15 protein-coding genes are annotated in these 13,734 nt (G+C 61.9%); 3 read left to right on the top strand and 12 right to left on the bottom strand.

The window, feature by feature from the left end; genetic code table 11:
- The first annotated feature begins 89 nt into the window (after nt 1-89).
- Nucleotides 90-2,375 carry an ATP-binding protein gene (locus tag ABLU95_RS07660; protein ID WP_348874696.1) on the top strand — a complete coding sequence of 762 codons (2,286 nt, stop codon included), beginning with the start codon at nt 90-92 and terminating at the stop codon, nt 2,373-2,375.
- A 70-nt stretch (nt 2,376-2,445) separates the two neighbouring features.
- Nucleotides 2,446-2,802 carry a DDRRRQL repeat protein YjdP gene (yjdP, locus tag ABLU95_RS07655; RefSeq protein ID WP_032429059.1) on the top strand — a complete coding sequence of 119 codons (357 nt, stop codon included), beginning with the start codon at nt 2,446-2,448 and terminating at the stop codon, nt 2,800-2,802.
- Between the two features lie 22 nt (nt 2,803-2,824).
- On the opposite strand, the gene phnP is transcribed toward yjdP, so the two are convergent.
- The 12 genes from phnP to ABLU95_RS07595 form a co-directional block, all read right to left on the bottom strand.
- Nucleotides 2,825-3,583 carry a phosphonate metabolism protein PhnP gene (gene phnP / locus ABLU95_RS07650; RefSeq protein WP_023291662.1) on the bottom strand — a complete coding sequence of 253 codons (759 nt, stop codon included), beginning with the start codon at nt 3,581-3,583 and terminating at the stop codon, nt 2,825-2,827.
- A 15-nt stretch (nt 3,584-3,598) separates the two neighbouring features.
- Nucleotides 3,599-4,162: a ribose 1,5-bisphosphokinase gene (phnN, locus tag ABLU95_RS07645; protein ID WP_004206368.1), complete on the bottom strand. Its 564-nt coding sequence runs from the start codon at nt 4,160-4,162 to the stop codon at nt 3,599-3,601.
- Nucleotides 4,162-5,298, bottom strand: a complete 1,137-nt coding sequence (phnM, locus tag ABLU95_RS07640; RefSeq protein ID WP_348879179.1) for an alpha-D-ribose 1-methylphosphonate 5-triphosphate diphosphatase — start codon at nt 5,296-5,298, stop codon at nt 4,162-4,164. Before phnM ends, phnN begins: the two co-directional genes overlap by 1 nt.
- Entirely contained in the window at nt 5,295-5,975 is a 681-nt protein-coding gene (phnL, locus tag ABLU95_RS07635) for a phosphonate C-P lyase system protein PhnL (RefSeq protein WP_060589936.1), read from the bottom strand. The genes phnM and phnL overlap by 4 nt, the downstream gene beginning before the upstream one ends.
- A gap of 107 nt (nt 5,976-6,082) precedes the next feature.
- Entirely contained in the window at nt 6,083-6,841 is a 759-nt protein-coding gene (phnK, locus tag ABLU95_RS07630; protein ID WP_023291666.1) for a phosphonate C-P lyase system protein PhnK, read from the bottom strand.
- Nucleotides 6,838-7,686: an alpha-D-ribose 1-methylphosphonate 5-phosphate C-P-lyase PhnJ gene (locus ABLU95_RS07625; RefSeq protein WP_080901633.1), complete on the bottom strand. Its 849-nt coding sequence runs from the start codon at nt 7,684-7,686 to the stop codon at nt 6,838-6,840. Before ABLU95_RS07625 ends, phnK begins: the two co-directional genes overlap by 4 nt.
- Nucleotides 7,679-8,743, bottom strand: coding sequence for a carbon-phosphorus lyase complex subunit PhnI (locus tag ABLU95_RS07620; RefSeq protein ID WP_023291667.1), 1,065 nt, complete (start codon nt 8,741-8,743; stop codon nt 7,679-7,681). The genes ABLU95_RS07625 and ABLU95_RS07620 overlap by 8 nt, the downstream gene beginning before the upstream one ends.
- Nucleotides 8,744-9,328: a phosphonate C-P lyase system protein PhnH gene (phnH, locus tag ABLU95_RS07615; protein ID WP_008807244.1), complete on the bottom strand. Its 585-nt coding sequence runs from the start codon at nt 9,326-9,328 to the stop codon at nt 8,744-8,746.
- Nucleotides 9,325-9,777 carry a phosphonate C-P lyase system protein PhnG gene (gene phnG / locus ABLU95_RS07610; protein WP_348879176.1) on the bottom strand — a complete coding sequence of 151 codons (453 nt, stop codon included), beginning with the start codon at nt 9,775-9,777 and terminating at the stop codon, nt 9,325-9,327. The genes phnH and phnG overlap by 4 nt, the downstream gene beginning before the upstream one ends.
- Nucleotides 9,778-10,503: a phosphonate metabolism transcriptional regulator PhnF gene (gene phnF / locus ABLU95_RS07605; protein WP_348879175.1), complete on the bottom strand. Its 726-nt coding sequence runs from the start codon at nt 10,501-10,503 to the stop codon at nt 9,778-9,780. It abuts the gene before it with no gap.
- 155 nt (nt 10,504-10,658) lie between these two features.
- Entirely contained in the window at nt 10,659-11,093 is a 435-nt protein-coding gene (yjdN, locus tag ABLU95_RS07600; RefSeq protein WP_023291671.1) for a VOC family metalloprotein YjdN, read from the bottom strand.
- A gap of 227 nt (nt 11,094-11,320) precedes the next feature.
- Entirely contained in the window at nt 11,321-11,656 is a 336-nt protein-coding gene (locus ABLU95_RS07595) for a zinc ribbon domain-containing protein YjdM (protein WP_023291672.1), read from the bottom strand.
- A 544-nt stretch (nt 11,657-12,200) separates the two neighbouring features.
- On the opposite strand from ABLU95_RS07595, the gene proP reads away from it, so the two are divergent.
- Nucleotides 12,201-13,703, top strand: coding sequence for a glycine betaine/L-proline transporter ProP (gene proP / locus ABLU95_RS07590; RefSeq protein ID WP_023291673.1), 1,503 nt, complete (start codon nt 12,201-12,203; stop codon nt 13,701-13,703).
- Nucleotides 13,704-13,734 lie beyond the last annotated feature (31 nt).

Here is a 13,734-nt window from a genome sequence, read left to right as displayed (position 1 = left end):
GATAAATAGTTAACCGCGATCACAGTTACGCGGCGTCATTTTCTGCACCGTCACGCTTATCTGCCGACCGTTCCTTCACCGGAGTTGCTATGACCGCTCGCCGACACCCGTTTTTCACCAGCGCCCGTGGCCGCCTGCTCTCCTTTAATCTGCTGATGGTAGTCGTCACCCTGCTGGTGAGCGGCGTGGCGGTGTTCGGCTTTCACCACGCCAGCCAGCTGCAGGAGCAGGTGCAGCGCCAGACCCTCAACGATATGCGCGGCAGTATGGATCTGGCGCGGGACACGGCGAATGTCGCCACGGCGGCGGTGCGCCTGTCGCAGGTAGTGGGCGCGCTGGAGTACAAAAGCGAAGCGGAACGGCTGCTGGCGACGCAGCAGGCGCTGAAGCACTCGCTGGCCCAGCTGGCGGCGGCCCCGCTGGCGCAGCAGGAGCAGGCGCTGGTGGCCAGTATTATTCGCCGCAGCAACGCGCTGCAGCAGAGCGTGGCGGAGATGCTGGAGCGCGGCCAGCGCCGCCATCTGCAGCGCAATGCGCTGCTGAGTTCGCTTTACCAGAATCAGAGCAACCTGCGCCATCTCGCCGATCTTAACGATCGCGGCGGGGAGCGGGCGATCGATCCTCGCCGGCTGGCCGAGATGGACCGGCTGATCGTCGCCGCGATCCATACCGTCACGCCGCGGTCGATCGTCCTGCAGCTCGACCAGCTGCGCGGCGACCTGCCGGCCCATAGCGCCGATCCCGCGCTGGCGTTTGTTCTTCCCGACGTCACCCGGGAGCTGGCGAAGCTGGCCCCGCTGTCGGCCCAGCTGGAGGAGAGCGACCTGACGATCAGCTGGTACATGTACCACATCAAAGCGCTGGTCGCGCTGCTTAACGACGACATCAATCAGTACGTGACCCGGGTGGCGGAAGCCTCCGAACAGCGGGCGGCGCAGAGCCATCGGGAGCTGCGCTCCATCAGCATGTTTATTCTGCTTTCCGCGCTGCTGGCGCTGGCGATCACCGGCTGCGCCGGGTGGTACATCTACCGTAACCTGGGCTCTAACCTGACCGCTATCTCGCGGGCGATGTCGCGGCTGGCTCAGGGAGAGCCGAACGTCTCGGTGCCGGCCCTGCAGCGGCGCGACGAGCTGGGCGAACTGGCGCGCGCCTTTAACGTTTTCGCCCGCAATACGGCGTCGCTGGAGCACACCACCCGGCTGCTGAAAGAGAAGACCACCCAGATGGAGATCGATCGGATTAAGCGCCAGGAGCTGGAGGAGGCGCTGCTGCACAGCCAGAAGATGAAGGCCGTCGGCCAGCTGACCGGAGGCCTGGCGCATGATTTTAACAACCTGCTGGCGGTGATCATCGGCAGCCTTGAGCTGGTGGAGCCGAATGCGCAGGATGCGCCGCGCCTCACCAGGGCGCTGAAGGCGGCGGAACGCGGGGCGCTTCTGACCCAGCGGCTGCTGGCCTTTTCGCGCAAGCAGGCGCTGCATCCCCAGGCGGTGGCAATGGCGCCGCTGCTGGAGAACCTCAGCGAGCTGATGCGCCACTCCCTGCCGGCGACCTTGAGCCTGGAGATTGAGGCGCAGTCGCCGGCATGGCCGGCATGGATAGACGTCGGCCAGCTGGAAAACGCCCTGATCAACCTGGTGATGAACGCCCGCGACGCCATGGCCGGGCGCGCGGGCGTCATTAAAATTCGCACCTGGAATCAGCGGGTCACTCGCAGCAGCGGCCAGCGGCAGGATATGGTGGCCCTGGAGGTGATCGATCACGGCAGCGGCATGTCGCAGGCGGTGAAAGCCCGGGTGTTTGAACCCTTCTTCACCACCAAAGCCACCGGCAGCGGCAGCGGCCTGGGGTTGTCGATGGTGTATGGCTTTGTGCGCCAGTCGGGCGGCCGGGTGGCGCTGGAGAGCGCGCCGGGGCAGGGGACGACGGTGCGGCTGCAGCTGCCCCGGGCGATGACCGAGGTCGTGAAGGCGGTGGCGCCGGTGGAAGACGAACCCATCCCGGCGGGAGAGCGGCTGGCGCTGGTGCTGGAGGATGAAGAGGATGTTCGCCAGACGCTGTGCGAGCAGCTGCATCAGCTGGGCTGGTTGACGCTGGAAACCGCCAGCGGGGAAGCGGCGCTGCAGCTGCTGGAGGCCTCGCCGGCTATCGCCCTGTTGATCAGCGATTTGATGCTGCCCGGCGCGCTGAGCGGCGCCGATGTGATCCATACCGCCCGACGCCGCTTTCCGGCGTTGCCGGTGCTGCTGATCAGCGGTCAGGATTTGCGCCCGGCGCAGAACCCGGCCCTGCCGGAGGTGGAGTGGCTGCGTAAGCCCTTTACCCGCGCCCAGCTGGCGCAGGCGCTAAGCGCGGCGTACGCGAGGATTTGAGATTCCTCCGCTACCCGGGCGGCATGCCGTTGATTAAGGTAGCGGCAGGACTCTGATGAGATTGGCCCCGATGAAACGTTACGCAACCGCACTGCTCTTTTGCACTCTGTCGCTGACCAGCCTGGCCGCTCGCGCCGATATTATCGATGACGCGATCGGCAATATTCAGCAAGCCATTAACGACGCCTATAACCCGGGCAGTAGCCGTTCCAGTGACGACGACGACAGAGACAATGACGATGGCCGTTATGATGACGGGCGCTATCAAGGGAGCCGCCAGCAGAGTCGTGACAGCCAGCGCCAGTATGACGATCGGCAACGCCAGCTGGACGATCGCCGCCGTCAGCTGGATGAACGCCAGCGCCAGCTCGATCGCGATCGCCGCCAGTTAGAAAGCGATCAGCGTCGTCTGGACGATGACTATTGATCGCCCCGCTGCAGACCGACGCTTAATCCAGTACTATTTCCATCCCGTCATAGCCCGCTTCGAAACCTTCCGGTAGCGGGTTATCCATCATCCAGACGTCAAACTGATGGCTGATATGGGTGAGGATCACTCGCGGACAGCCTATCGCCTGGTTAAGGGCGCGAACGGTAGTGAAATCGTTGTGGTTACGCGGGGTCTGCGCGCGCGGCTCATGACTGCAGTCGATGATCATCGCCTGCGGGCGATTGTTGAGTAAAAACTTCAGCGTCTTGTCCGGCAGCCCGGCGGTATCCGAGAGCCAGGCCACCCGACTGTGGGCCGACTCCAGCAGATAACCGAAGGTGAGCTTCGAATGGTTGAGCGGCAGGGGCGTCACCCGCAGGCCCTGCAGCTCAAACACCACAAACGGCGTGACGGTATGGCTGAAGTCGAGCAGGCCGGGGTGCTTGAGCAGATCGTCGCAGCCGGCGTCGTCCGGCGGGCCATAGACCGGGATCGGCCCGCCCACGCCCCAGCGCAGCGGAAACAGCCCCTGCACATGATCCAGGTGATAGTGGGTTAGCAGCACTTGCTGAAAGCTGCCGGCGGGATGATGTTCCATCAGATCCGGCCTGCCGGCGTCCAGCAGCGTCACTGCGCTGTTGAACGTCACCACCCCGCTACAGGGGCGGCGGCGATGGCTTTCCTCACGGCGGGCGCGGCGGCAGGCCGCGCAATCGCAGCCGAAGACCGGCACCAGCTGAGCGCCGCCGGTGCCGGTTAAGCGGAGGGTCAGGCTCATCGTGTCACCTTGTGTTTATACCAGCGGATCCGCTTCGCGCACCGCGTGGCTGCGCAGCAGGCGGAAAAACTCATCGACCGATTGGCGGAGACTGCCGTCGTTATTCAGCGTCAGGCAATCGTCCGGCTTATAGCGCGCGGCGCGGTCCAGACGCTGGGCGATGTCCACCGCATTTTCCCGGCCGCGCTGCTCCAGCCGCTGGCGCAGCACCGGCGGCGAGACGGCGAGACAGATCGGCACCAGCACCTCGCCGTAGCGTTCCCGCGCCAGCGCCAGATGGGCGCGGGAGCCATTGGCCACCACGTCGAAGCCGGCGTGCAGCCAGAGGTCGATCTCCACGCCAATGCCATAGTAAGTATGGTTGGCGTGCCAGCTGAGGGCAAAGAGATGCTGCTCGGCGCGGGTAAAAAATTCATGTTCGCTGAGGGCGATATGGTTTTCGTTACCGGCGTTAAAGGGCCGGGTAATGTAACGATGCGCCACCAGCAACTGCGGGTGCTCGCGCTGGCGCAGCGCCGCCAGCAGGCTGTCTTTACCGGAGCCGGAGGGCCCCACCAGCCAAATCAGTTTCCCCGGCATTAAAAGACCCTCCTTCCCTGGCGCCAGACATGGTTGATGTGGACATGCTCGCCGCGACGGTGCGCCAGCACCAGGTCGGCGCGTTTCCCCTCGGCGATGACGCCGCGATCGTCAAGGCCCAGCGCCTGCGCCGGATGTTTGCTGACCAGACGGATCGCCTGCGCCAGGGTGAAGGCGTTATCCTCGGCGTCGGCGATGCGGAATGCGGCATCCAGCAGGCTGGCGGGGTAGTAGTCGGAAGAGAGAATGTCGAGCAAACCGTGGTTCGCCAGCTGGTGGGCGGCGACGTTGCCGGAGTGGGAACCGCCGCGCACGATATTCGGCGCCCCCATCAGGACGTGCATCCCGCGCTGACGTGAAGCCTGCGCCGCGGCCAGGGTGGTAGGAAACTCGGCGATCACGCTACCCAACTGGTGGGATTCAGCCACATGCGCCTCGGTAGCGTCGTCGTGGCTGGCGAGGGCGATACGGCGGGCGCGGCACATGGCGGCAATGGTCTGGCGATTGGGCTGCGACCAGGTGGTGGCCAGGGCCATCTGCTCGGCTTCAAAACGATCCATCTCGTCATGCGTCAGATGGTACTTTCCCTGATAGTAATCGCGGTACTTGCTGCGATCGGCATACTGGCGCTGGCCCGGGGAGTGATCCATCAGCGAGACCATGCTCACCGATTCGCGCTCGATCAGCTTTTCAAACAGCGGCAGCGTGGTGTGATGCGGCAGCTCGCAGCGCAGGTGCAGACGGTGCTCGGCGCGGTTAAGACCACGCTTTTGCGTCTCTTCCACCGCATTGACCATCTTCTCCAGATTCTCAAGACGATCGCCGCCATCGCGCACGTCGCCAATCGCCACGGCGTCGAGCACGGTGGTGATGCCGCTGGCGACCATCATTGCATCGTGGCTGCTCATCGCCGAGTGGGCCGGCCAGTCCACCTTCGGTCGCGGGGTAAAGAATTTGTCGAGGTTATCGGTATGCAGTTCGATAAGGCCCGGCAGCAGCCAGCCGCCTTCGCCATCCAGCGCCTGCGGCAGCCGGCTCTGGCTTTCCGCGAAGGCGAGAATGCGACCGCCCTGGACTTCCAGCGAACCGTGTACCACGTCGTCGTCGAGAACCAGTTTTACGTTATTGATAATCATGCTGTCATTCCCATGGGGTGCAGCCGGTCGGCGACCTGGCGGCGTACCCCTTCGTCATGGAAAATCCCGACGATGGCCGCGCCGCGCGCTTTGGCATCGTGGATCAGGTCGACCACGGCAGCACTGTTTTTGGTATCCAGTGAGGCGGTGGGTTCATCGAGGAGCAGGATCGGATAGTCGACCGCAAAACCGCGGGCGATATTGACTCGCTGCTGTTCGCCGCCGGAAAAGGTCGACGGCGCAAGATGCCACAGACGTTCAGGAACGTTGAGGCGGGTCAGCAGCTGGGCGGCTTTGGCGGCGCTCGCTTCACGCGGCGTCCCGAGGTCGAGCAGCGGCTGCATCACCACCTCCAGCGCCGAAATGCGCGGGATCACCCGCAGAAACTGGCTGACCCAGCCGATGGTGGTTTGACGCACTTCCAGCACCTTGCGCGGCGTGGCGGTGACCAGATCGACCCATTCGTCGCCGTGGCGGATATGAATATGGCCGCTGTCCGGCAGATAGTTGGCGTACAGCGAGCGCAGCAGGGTCGATTTGCCGCTGCCGGAGTGGCCGTGGAGCACCACGCACTCCCCGGCGTTAACGGTCAGCGAGGCGTCGGCCAGCACCGGCAGACGCACGCCGTGCTGCTGGTGCAGAACAAAGGTTTTATGAATGTTTTCAACGCGGATCATGTTAGCCCTCACGGGGTTGAGTTGCCGGGTGGCGCTTCACTGACCCGGCCTACGAATAACGCATCTGCAGGCCGGGTAAGGCGCAGCCGCCGCCCGGCAAAACAGCGTCAGTTCTGCAATACCGACGACACCAACAGCTGGGTGTAAGGGTGATGCGGATCGTCGAGCACCCGGTCGGTTAAGCCACTCTCCACCACCTGGCCCTGCTTCATCACCAGCAGTCGGTTCGCCAGCAGGCGGGCGACGCCGAGATCGTGGGTGACAATCACCACCGCCAGATTCAGCTCCACCGCCAGACCGCGCAGCAGATCAAGCAACCGTGCCTGCACGGACACATCCAGCCCGCCGGTAGGTTCATCCATAAACACCAGCTTCGGCTGGGTGACGAGATTGCGGGCAATCTGCAAACGCTGCTGCATGCCGCCGGAAAAGGTGGTGGGCAGGTCGTCGATGCGTGAGGGCGGGATCTCCACCTCCTGCAGCCACTTTTCGGCGGTGGCGCGAATGTTGCCGTAGTGGCGGGCGCCGGTGGCCATCAGCCGTTCGCCGATGTTGCCCCCGGCGGAGACCTGGCGACGCAGGCCGTCCATCGGGTGCTGATGCACCACCCCCCATTCGGTGCGCAGCAGGCGGCGGCGTTCGGCTTCGCTCATGGCGTACAGCGAGCGCTGTTGGTACAGCACCTCGCCCCGCTGCGGCGTCAGGCGGGCGGAAATCGCCTTCAGCAGGGTGGTTTTACCGGATCCGGATTCCCCAACGATGCCGAGCACTTCCCCCGGCCACAGTTCGAAGGAGACGTCGCGGAAGCCTTTATCCGGGGCATAGAGATGGGTCAGGTGATTGACGGCAAGTAACGGCTGGCTCATTTTTTCTGCTCCTCGCTCTGCTGGCGGCAATAGTCGGTATCGGAGCAGACAAACATCCGCTGGCCGCTGTCATCCAGCACCACTTCGTCGAGGTAGCTGTGGCGCGAGCCGCAGATGGCGCAGGGCTCATCCCACTCCTGGACGGTAAACGGATGGTCGTCGAAATCGAGACTTTCCACCGGGGTATAGGGCGGCACGGCGTAGATCCGCTTTTCACGCCCGGCGCCGAACAGCTGCAGCGCCGGCATCATGTGCATTTTCGGGTTATCGAATTTCGGGATCGGCGAGGGGTCCATCACGTAGCGGCCATTGACCTTCACCGGGTAGGCGTAGGTGGTGGCGATATGGCCGAAGCGGGCGATATCTTCATACAGTTTCACCTGCATCACGCCATACTCTTCCAGGGCGTGCATGGTGCGGGTTTCGGTTTCGCGCGGCTCGATAAAGCGCAGCGGCTCCGGGATCGGCACCTGATAGATCAGGATCTGATCCTCCACCAGCGGCGTCTCCGGGATGCGGTGGCGGGTCTGGATCAGGGTGGCGTCTTCAGTGCGCTCAGTGGTGGCGACGCCGGTCACGCGCTTAAAGAACTGGCGGATCGACACCGCGTTGGTGGTGTCATCGGCGCCCTGGTCAATCACCTTCAGCACGTCGTTCTCGCCGATGACGCTGGCGGTCAGCTGGATGCCGCCAGTGCCCCAGCCGTAGGGCATGGGCATTTCGCGACCGCCGAACGGCACCTGATAGCCGGGAATGGCTACCGCTTTGAGAATAGCCCGGCGGATCATGCGCTTGGTTTGCTCGTCGAGATAAGCAAAGTTATAGCCAGTCAGTGGGTTAGCCACGTTCGTTCTCCCGTTGCAGGCGTTTCAGCAGCGCCAGTTCGGCCTGGAAATCGACATAGTGCGGTAGCTTCAGATGCGAGACGAAGCCGGCGGCTTCAACGTTATCGGCGTGGGCCAGCACAAACTCTTCATCCTGGGCGGGACCGGCAATCTCTTCGTCATAGTCCGCCGCCTGCAGGGCGCGGTCGACGAGGGCCATGGCCATCGCTTTGCGCTCGCTCATGCCGAAGGTCAGACCGTAGCCGCGGGTGAAGTGCGGCGGTTCATCCTGCGGGGCGACGAAGCCGTTGACCATTTCGCATTCGGTCAGCAGCAGCTCGCCAATATTGACGCTAAAGCCCAGCTCTTCCGGGACAATCTCCACCTGCACGTAGCCGCTGCGGATCTCGCCGGCAAACGGATGGTTGCGGCCATAGCCGCGCTGAGTCGAATAGGCCAGCGCCAGCAGGTAGCCTTCATCGCCGCGCATCAGCTGCTGCAGGCGCGAAGAACGCGAGCAGGGGTAGACCGGCGGGGTGCGGGTGATATCGTCGGGCGGTGTGCCGCGATCTTCCTCGGCCTTCGCCAGCCCCTGCTGCGTGAGCAGGCTGAAAACATGCGGCGAGGTCGGCGCTTCGCTATCGGCTTTCGGCACAGACGGCGCGTCGCCGTTCGCCAGCAGGGTAAAATCGAGCAGGCGGTGGGTGTAGTCGTAGGTAGGGCCCAGCAGCTGACCGCCGGGGATATCTTTGTACACTGCCGAGATGCGGCGTTCGAGACGCATTCCGGCGGTGTCGATCGGTTCGCTAACCGCCAGCCGCGGCAGGGTGGTGCGGTAGGCGCGCAGCAGGAAGATCGCTTCGACGTTATCGCCGCTGGCCTGCTTGAGCGCCAGCGCCGCCAGTTCGCGATCGGCGATGCCGCCCTCGGTCATCACCCGGTCCACCGCCAGATTGAGCTGGTCGCTTATCTGGTCAACGCTCAGTTCGGGAAGCCGTCCATCGCCCCGTCGTTTCTGTTCCTGTAAGGCGTGAGCGGCGCGGATCGCCTTCTCGCCGCCCTTGACGGCAACGTACATTTAGCAAACCTCCACGTGGGTGGTGCGCGGGATCGCCAGCAAGCGCTCGCCGCAGGTGAGGATCAGGTCAATGCCCAGCGGGAACGGGTGCGGGCGCTCCGTCAGTTCGTCAATGATGCAGTCCGGCAGCTGAGGGGCGATCATTCGCTCTTCGGCAATGCCTGCCCCGGTCAGGCGCAGCATGCGCCCGCCGCTCAGGCTGGCGAGCTGGACGATCAGCGTGACGCCGGTCTCTGGGGCGGTGACGGTGCCCGCGGAGAGGACGTTGAGCTGCTCGGCGCTGATGCCGTCATTGGCGACCGCAAAGACCGCCTGCTGCGGCTGGTCCACCAGCGGCGCGCCGGTATGGAAGCGCAGATTCTGTCCCACCAGATCGTTATGCAGGGCGCTGGCGAGCCAGACCGGCGTTTCGTGATCGGCAAGGGTCAACAGCAGGCTGGTGGAGGCGACGTTCAGCGGCTGCCAGCCGTGCTGCAACTGCTGCAGGGAGACAATCACCCCCGGCTCGCTCATCGCTTTCAGCAGGCGACGAAAACTGTGTTGGGCATCCTGCACAGCCAGGGTAAAAGCGGGTTGTAAGGTCATGCGTTATCTCCGCGAACCAGGGTAAAGAAGTCGACCCGGCTGGCGTTGACTTCGGCGCGTCGGGCTTCAGTGCGCGCGCTGCGTAGCGCTTCCAGCGGGGTTATCAGGGTTTCCATTAAATTGTGAAAATGGCGGGGCGACTGCAGCAGGGCGTCGATGGCCGCGCAGCGTTCGGCGTGCGGGCGGTCGCGGCCTAAGATCCAGCTGTAGCCGAGCGTACCATCGGCCAGACGTACCGCCGCCCGGGTGAGCGTGGCGTCGCCGGCGAAGAAACGGTCGCCGATACCGCCCATCCGGGCCTGAAGCTGCACCAGGCCTGTCTCGGGAGAGCGGATCAGATCATACTCCGGCGCCAGCTGCAGGGCGTGCATGCGTGCCAGAAGATCTTGCGGTTCACTGTGGGCCAGCACGGACATCCAGCGCTGACGGGTGGCGGTATCGAAGTGCATTCAGTGCTCCATGGTGAATTCAATCATGTCGGCGCGGGTCAGGCTGACGGAGTATTCGGTGACGGCCTGCTCGCCCTGGCGGCTGTTGAGGGTGCGCACGCAGAGCAGCGGCGCCATATTGGGGATCTCCAGTAGCTTGCTCTCTTTCGCCTGCGCGCGACGGGCGCTGATTTTGGTGCGCACCCGGGTCAGTTTGACGTCAAGCCGATCGCGGAGCAGGTTGTGCAGCGAGCCGTGGCTGAAGGTCTGCAACACCGGCCAGAAGCGCAGGTCGGCGAAGTAGTGGTCAATCAGGCACAGGGCGACGCCATTGACCCGGCGCAGGGTGCGCAGGTGGATGACATTCTCGCCCTCGCTAATGCCAAAGGCCTCGGCAACGTGCGCGCTGGCGGGGCGCAGTACCGACAGCAGTTTTTCGCTGGTGGGATCGCTGCCTTGTTCCAGCAGGTTCTGGCTGAACCGCGCCTGGGCATTGAGCGGGTAATCGATCGGCCGCATCAGCACCAGCACGCCGACGCCCTGACGGCGTTGTACCCAGCCGCGCTCAACCAGCTGGTCGATAGCCCGACGCAGGGTATGGCGGTTTACGTCGAAGCGCGTCGCCAGCTGCTGCTCGGCGGGCAGATAGTCGCCGCAGCGATAGTGGTGGCGCAGCTCCTGCTCAAGCCGGGCGGCGATTTCCTGATAGCGCGTGGGATAACTGGTCGGATGTCTGGACAGGTGCATGGTCATCAAGCCTCACACAGCATAGGCGAGGAGCCTCCTCGCGTTGTGAGCCGATCCTGACCGGTTTATGTTGCAGTTCTGTTAAGTGATGATGACTAAAGGATGAAGAGTTAATGCCAGACGGATGACAGGGCGGCCAGGCCGCCCTGGCGGGGTCAGCCTTGTTTGACTACGTTGATCATCCATGGGACGCCAAAGCGATCGACGACTTTGCCGAAGCCGTGGGCCCAGAAGGTTTCCTGCCAGGCCATCTCAATGCGCCCGCCGACCGCCAGCGCGTCGAACCAGCGCTGGCCTTCAGCGACATCGTTGGGATCGAGGACGAGGGTGAAGCCGGCGTAATGCACATCGGGCCCGAAGGCGCTGTCGCTTAGCATCAGCTCGCCGTTGCCGATGCGCAGGCTGGCGTGGGCGATGGCGTCATCCGCCATCTTCTGGCCAGACGGGCAGCCGTCAGAGGCTTCCTGCGCCGAAGGCGGCATTTCGCCAAAGGTCATTTTAAACATCAGCTCGGCGCCCAGCGTCTGCTGATAGAAGGCGATCGCCTCGGCGCAGTTGCCCGCAAAGGCAAGGTAGGGACTTAAGGACATGGTGAATACCTCAGTGACCGTAACCCGTAAAGCGTAGTCGCCCACAGCGGGATTGAGCCAGACGGCAGCGCGAAAATGGGGCGGGAATAGTGCTGCAGGCGGCAGCGTAAATAGCGGCGGCTGGCGGGATAAATAACTGGATGCGCAGGGAGGCGAAGGGCAGTGAGGATATCGGGAGCGGCGACGGCGATAGGGGAAAATAATCGCGTCGCCTGCCCGGAAATAAATCAGTTCTTTTTGACGAATTCAGATTTCAGCTTCATCGGGCCAAAACCGTCAATTTTGCAGTCAATATTGTGATCGCCTTCGACCAGGCGGATATTCTTCACTTTGGTGCCGATTTTCAGCATCGATGAGCTGCCTTTAACCTTCAGATCTTTCACTACCGTGACGCTGTCGCCATCGGCCAGTAAATTGCCATTGGCATCTTTAACGATCAGAACGTCGTTTTCTTCCGTGGCTTCGGCAGGGTTCCACTCATGGGCGCATTCCGGGCAGATGTACATGCCGTTGTCTTCATAAGTGTAAGTCGAATCGCATTTTGGGCAGTGTGGCAGTTGCATGACGTTCCTCGTGATGTCGTCGAAAAACAGGACGTTGGTCCTTTAAACAGCGGCTGAGAGCCGAAAGTGGCTATGATTATAGCGCAATCACCCACTTTTGTCGGGTGTTTTTTTGCTAAAAAATAGCCGGGGCGCTATTCCGGGAAGAACCGAATAATTGCTGAAATTAACCGCCGGCGATGGAACAATATCGACGAAATAATTTCCGGGCGATCGGCAGGAAATGAACTTATTTATTTTCTGGGACTCTGTAATTAGGCGGTAAATTTATGTGAAGTTGATCGCAGATATAAACACTGTTAGGGTAAAAAAGGGGAGCAGGTCAATTTCATCAATGATGACGATGAGCCGCTCCATTTATTCACCAGTAGCCACAGCAGGCGTCAACAGGTTCGGTTGTACATTCTGTCAGCAGACAGTGCAGGCAAACCTGCTACGCTTGAAATGAGGAGCACAGCAATTCACCGCTCCTGACGCACGTTGCGAATGGCTTTGCCATTCGGCGAAGAGACGTGCATTCAAGGCGGAGTAGCAGAGGAAAAATATGCTTAAAAGGAAAAAAATAAAGCCCATCACCCTTAAGGATGTGACCATCATCGACGATGGTAAACTGAAAAAGGCGATCACCGCGGCCTCCCTGGGCAACGCGATGGAGTGGTTCGATTTCGGCGTCTACGGCTTTGTGGCCTACGCCTTAGGTAAAGTCTTCTTCCCCGATGCCAACCCAAGCGTGCAGATGATTGCCGCACTCGGTACCTTCTCCGTTCCATTTTTAATTCGTCCGCTGGGCGGCCTGTTCTTCGGGATGCTGGGCGATAAATATGGTCGGCAGAAAATTCTCGCGATAACTATCGTGATCATGTCGATAAGTACTTTCTGTATCGGCCTTATTCCTTCGTATGCCACGATAGGTATCTGGGCGCCGATCCTGCTGCTGCTGTGTAAAATGGCGCAAGGCTTCTCGGTCGGTGGTGAATATACCGGGGCGTCGATCTTCGTCGCGGAATACTCCCCTGACCGTAAACGCGGGTTTATGGGCAGCTGGCTGGACTTTGGCTCCATCGCCGGGTTTGTGATGGGGGCCGGCGTGGTGGTCCTGATCTCCAGCGTGGTGGGTGAACAGAACTTCCTTGAGTGGGGTTGGCGTATCCCGTTCTTCCTGGCGCTGCCGTTAGGCATCATCGGCCTCTATCTGCGCCATGCGCTGGAAGAGACCCCGGCGTTCCAGCAGCATGTGGACACCATGGAGCAGGGCGACCGTGAAGGTCTGCAGGACGGGCCGAAGGTCTCTTTTAAAGAGATTGCCACTAAGCACTGGCGCAGCCTGCTGACCTGTATCGGTCTGGTGATTTCCACCAACGTGACCTACTACATGCTGCTGACCTACATGCCGAGCTACCTGTCGCATAACCTGCACTACTCGGAAGATCATGGGGTGCTGATCATCATCGCCATCATGGTCGGGATGCTGTTTGTGCAGCCGGTTATCGGTATGCTTAGCGACCGTTTCGGCCGTCGCCCGTTTATCCTGATTGGTAGCGTGGCGCTGTTTGCCCTGTCGATCCCGGCCTTCATTATGATCAACAGCAACGTGACGAGCCTGATCTTCGCCGGTCTGCTGCTGCTGGCGGTGGTGCTGAACTGCTTTATCGGCGTGATGGCCTCATCGCTGCCGGCGATGTTCCCGACCCACATCCGCTTCAGCGCTCTGGCCAGCGCCTTTAACATCTCGGTGCTGATTGCCGGTCTGACGCCAACCCTGGCGGCGTGGCTGGTGGAAACCACTCAGAACCTGATGATGCCGGCGTACTACCTGATGGTAATCGCGGTGGTGGGTATGGCGACGGGCCTGTCGATGAAAGAGACCGCTAACCGTCCGCTGAAAGGGGCGACCCCGGCGGCGTCGGACATCCAGGAAGCGAAAGAAATCCTTGGCGAGCACTACGATAACATCGAACAAAAAATCGAAGATATCGATCAGGAGATCGCCGATCTGCAGGCAAAACGGTCGCGTCTGGTGCAGCAGCATCCGCGTATCAACGACTAACTGTTTTCACTGCTAATCATGCCGCCTGGGG

The sequence above is a fragment of the Klebsiella sp. GG_Kp146 genome (assembly GCF_040061975.1).
Lineage (GTDB): Bacteria > Pseudomonadota > Gammaproteobacteria > Enterobacterales > Enterobacteriaceae > Klebsiella > Klebsiella quasipneumoniae.
The sequence above is the reverse complement of the archived record's forward strand: the minus strand, read 5'-3'. Positions and strand labels throughout refer to the sequence as shown.

Excerpts from the sequence above, each read along its gene's own strand:
- ABLU95_RS07660 (WP_348874696.1), top strand. The coding sequence starts at position 90 with ATGACCGCTCGCCGACACCCGTTTTTCACCAGCGCCCGTGGCCGCCTG.
- yjdP (WP_032429059.1), top strand. The coding sequence starts at position 2,446 with ATGAAACGTTACGCAACCGCACTGCTCTTTTGCACTCTGTCGCTGACC.
- phnP (WP_023291662.1), bottom strand. The coding sequence starts at position 3,583 with ATGAGCCTGACCCTCCGCTTAACCGGCACCGGCGGCGCTCAGCTGGTG.
- phnN (WP_004206368.1), bottom strand. The coding sequence starts at position 4,162 with ATGCCGGGGAAACTGATTTGGCTGGTGGGGCCCTCCGGCTCCGGTAAA.
- phnM (WP_348879179.1), bottom strand. The coding sequence starts at position 5,298 with ATGATTATCAATAACGTAAAACTGGTTCTCGACGACGACGTGGTACAC.
- phnL (WP_060589936.1), bottom strand. The coding sequence starts at position 5,975 with ATGATCCGCGTTGAAAACATTCATAAAACCTTTGTTCTGCACCAGCAG.
- phnK (WP_023291666.1), bottom strand. The coding sequence starts at position 6,841 with ATGAGCCAGCCGTTACTTGCCGTCAATCACCTGACCCATCTCTATGCC.
- ABLU95_RS07620 (WP_023291667.1), bottom strand. The coding sequence starts at position 8,743 with ATGTACGTTGCCGTCAAGGGCGGCGAGAAGGCGATCCGCGCCGCTCAC.
- phnH (WP_008807244.1), bottom strand. The coding sequence starts at position 9,328 with ATGACCTTACAACCCGCTTTTACCCTGGCTGTGCAGGATGCCCAACAC.
- phnG (WP_348879176.1), bottom strand. The coding sequence starts at position 9,777 with ATGCACTTCGATACCGCCACCCGTCAGCGCTGGATGTCCGTGCTGGCC.
- phnF (WP_348879175.1), bottom strand. The coding sequence starts at position 10,503 with ATGCACCTGTCCAGACATCCGACCAGTTATCCCACGCGCTATCAGGAA.
- yjdN (WP_023291671.1), bottom strand. The coding sequence starts at position 11,093 with ATGTCCTTAAGTCCCTACCTTGCCTTTGCGGGCAACTGCGCCGAGGCG.
- ABLU95_RS07595 (WP_023291672.1), bottom strand. The coding sequence starts at position 11,656 with ATGCAACTGCCACACTGCCCAAAATGCGATTCGACTTACACTTATGAA.
- proP (WP_023291673.1), top strand. The coding sequence starts at position 12,201 with ATGCTTAAAAGGAAAAAAATAAAGCCCATCACCCTTAAGGATGTGACC.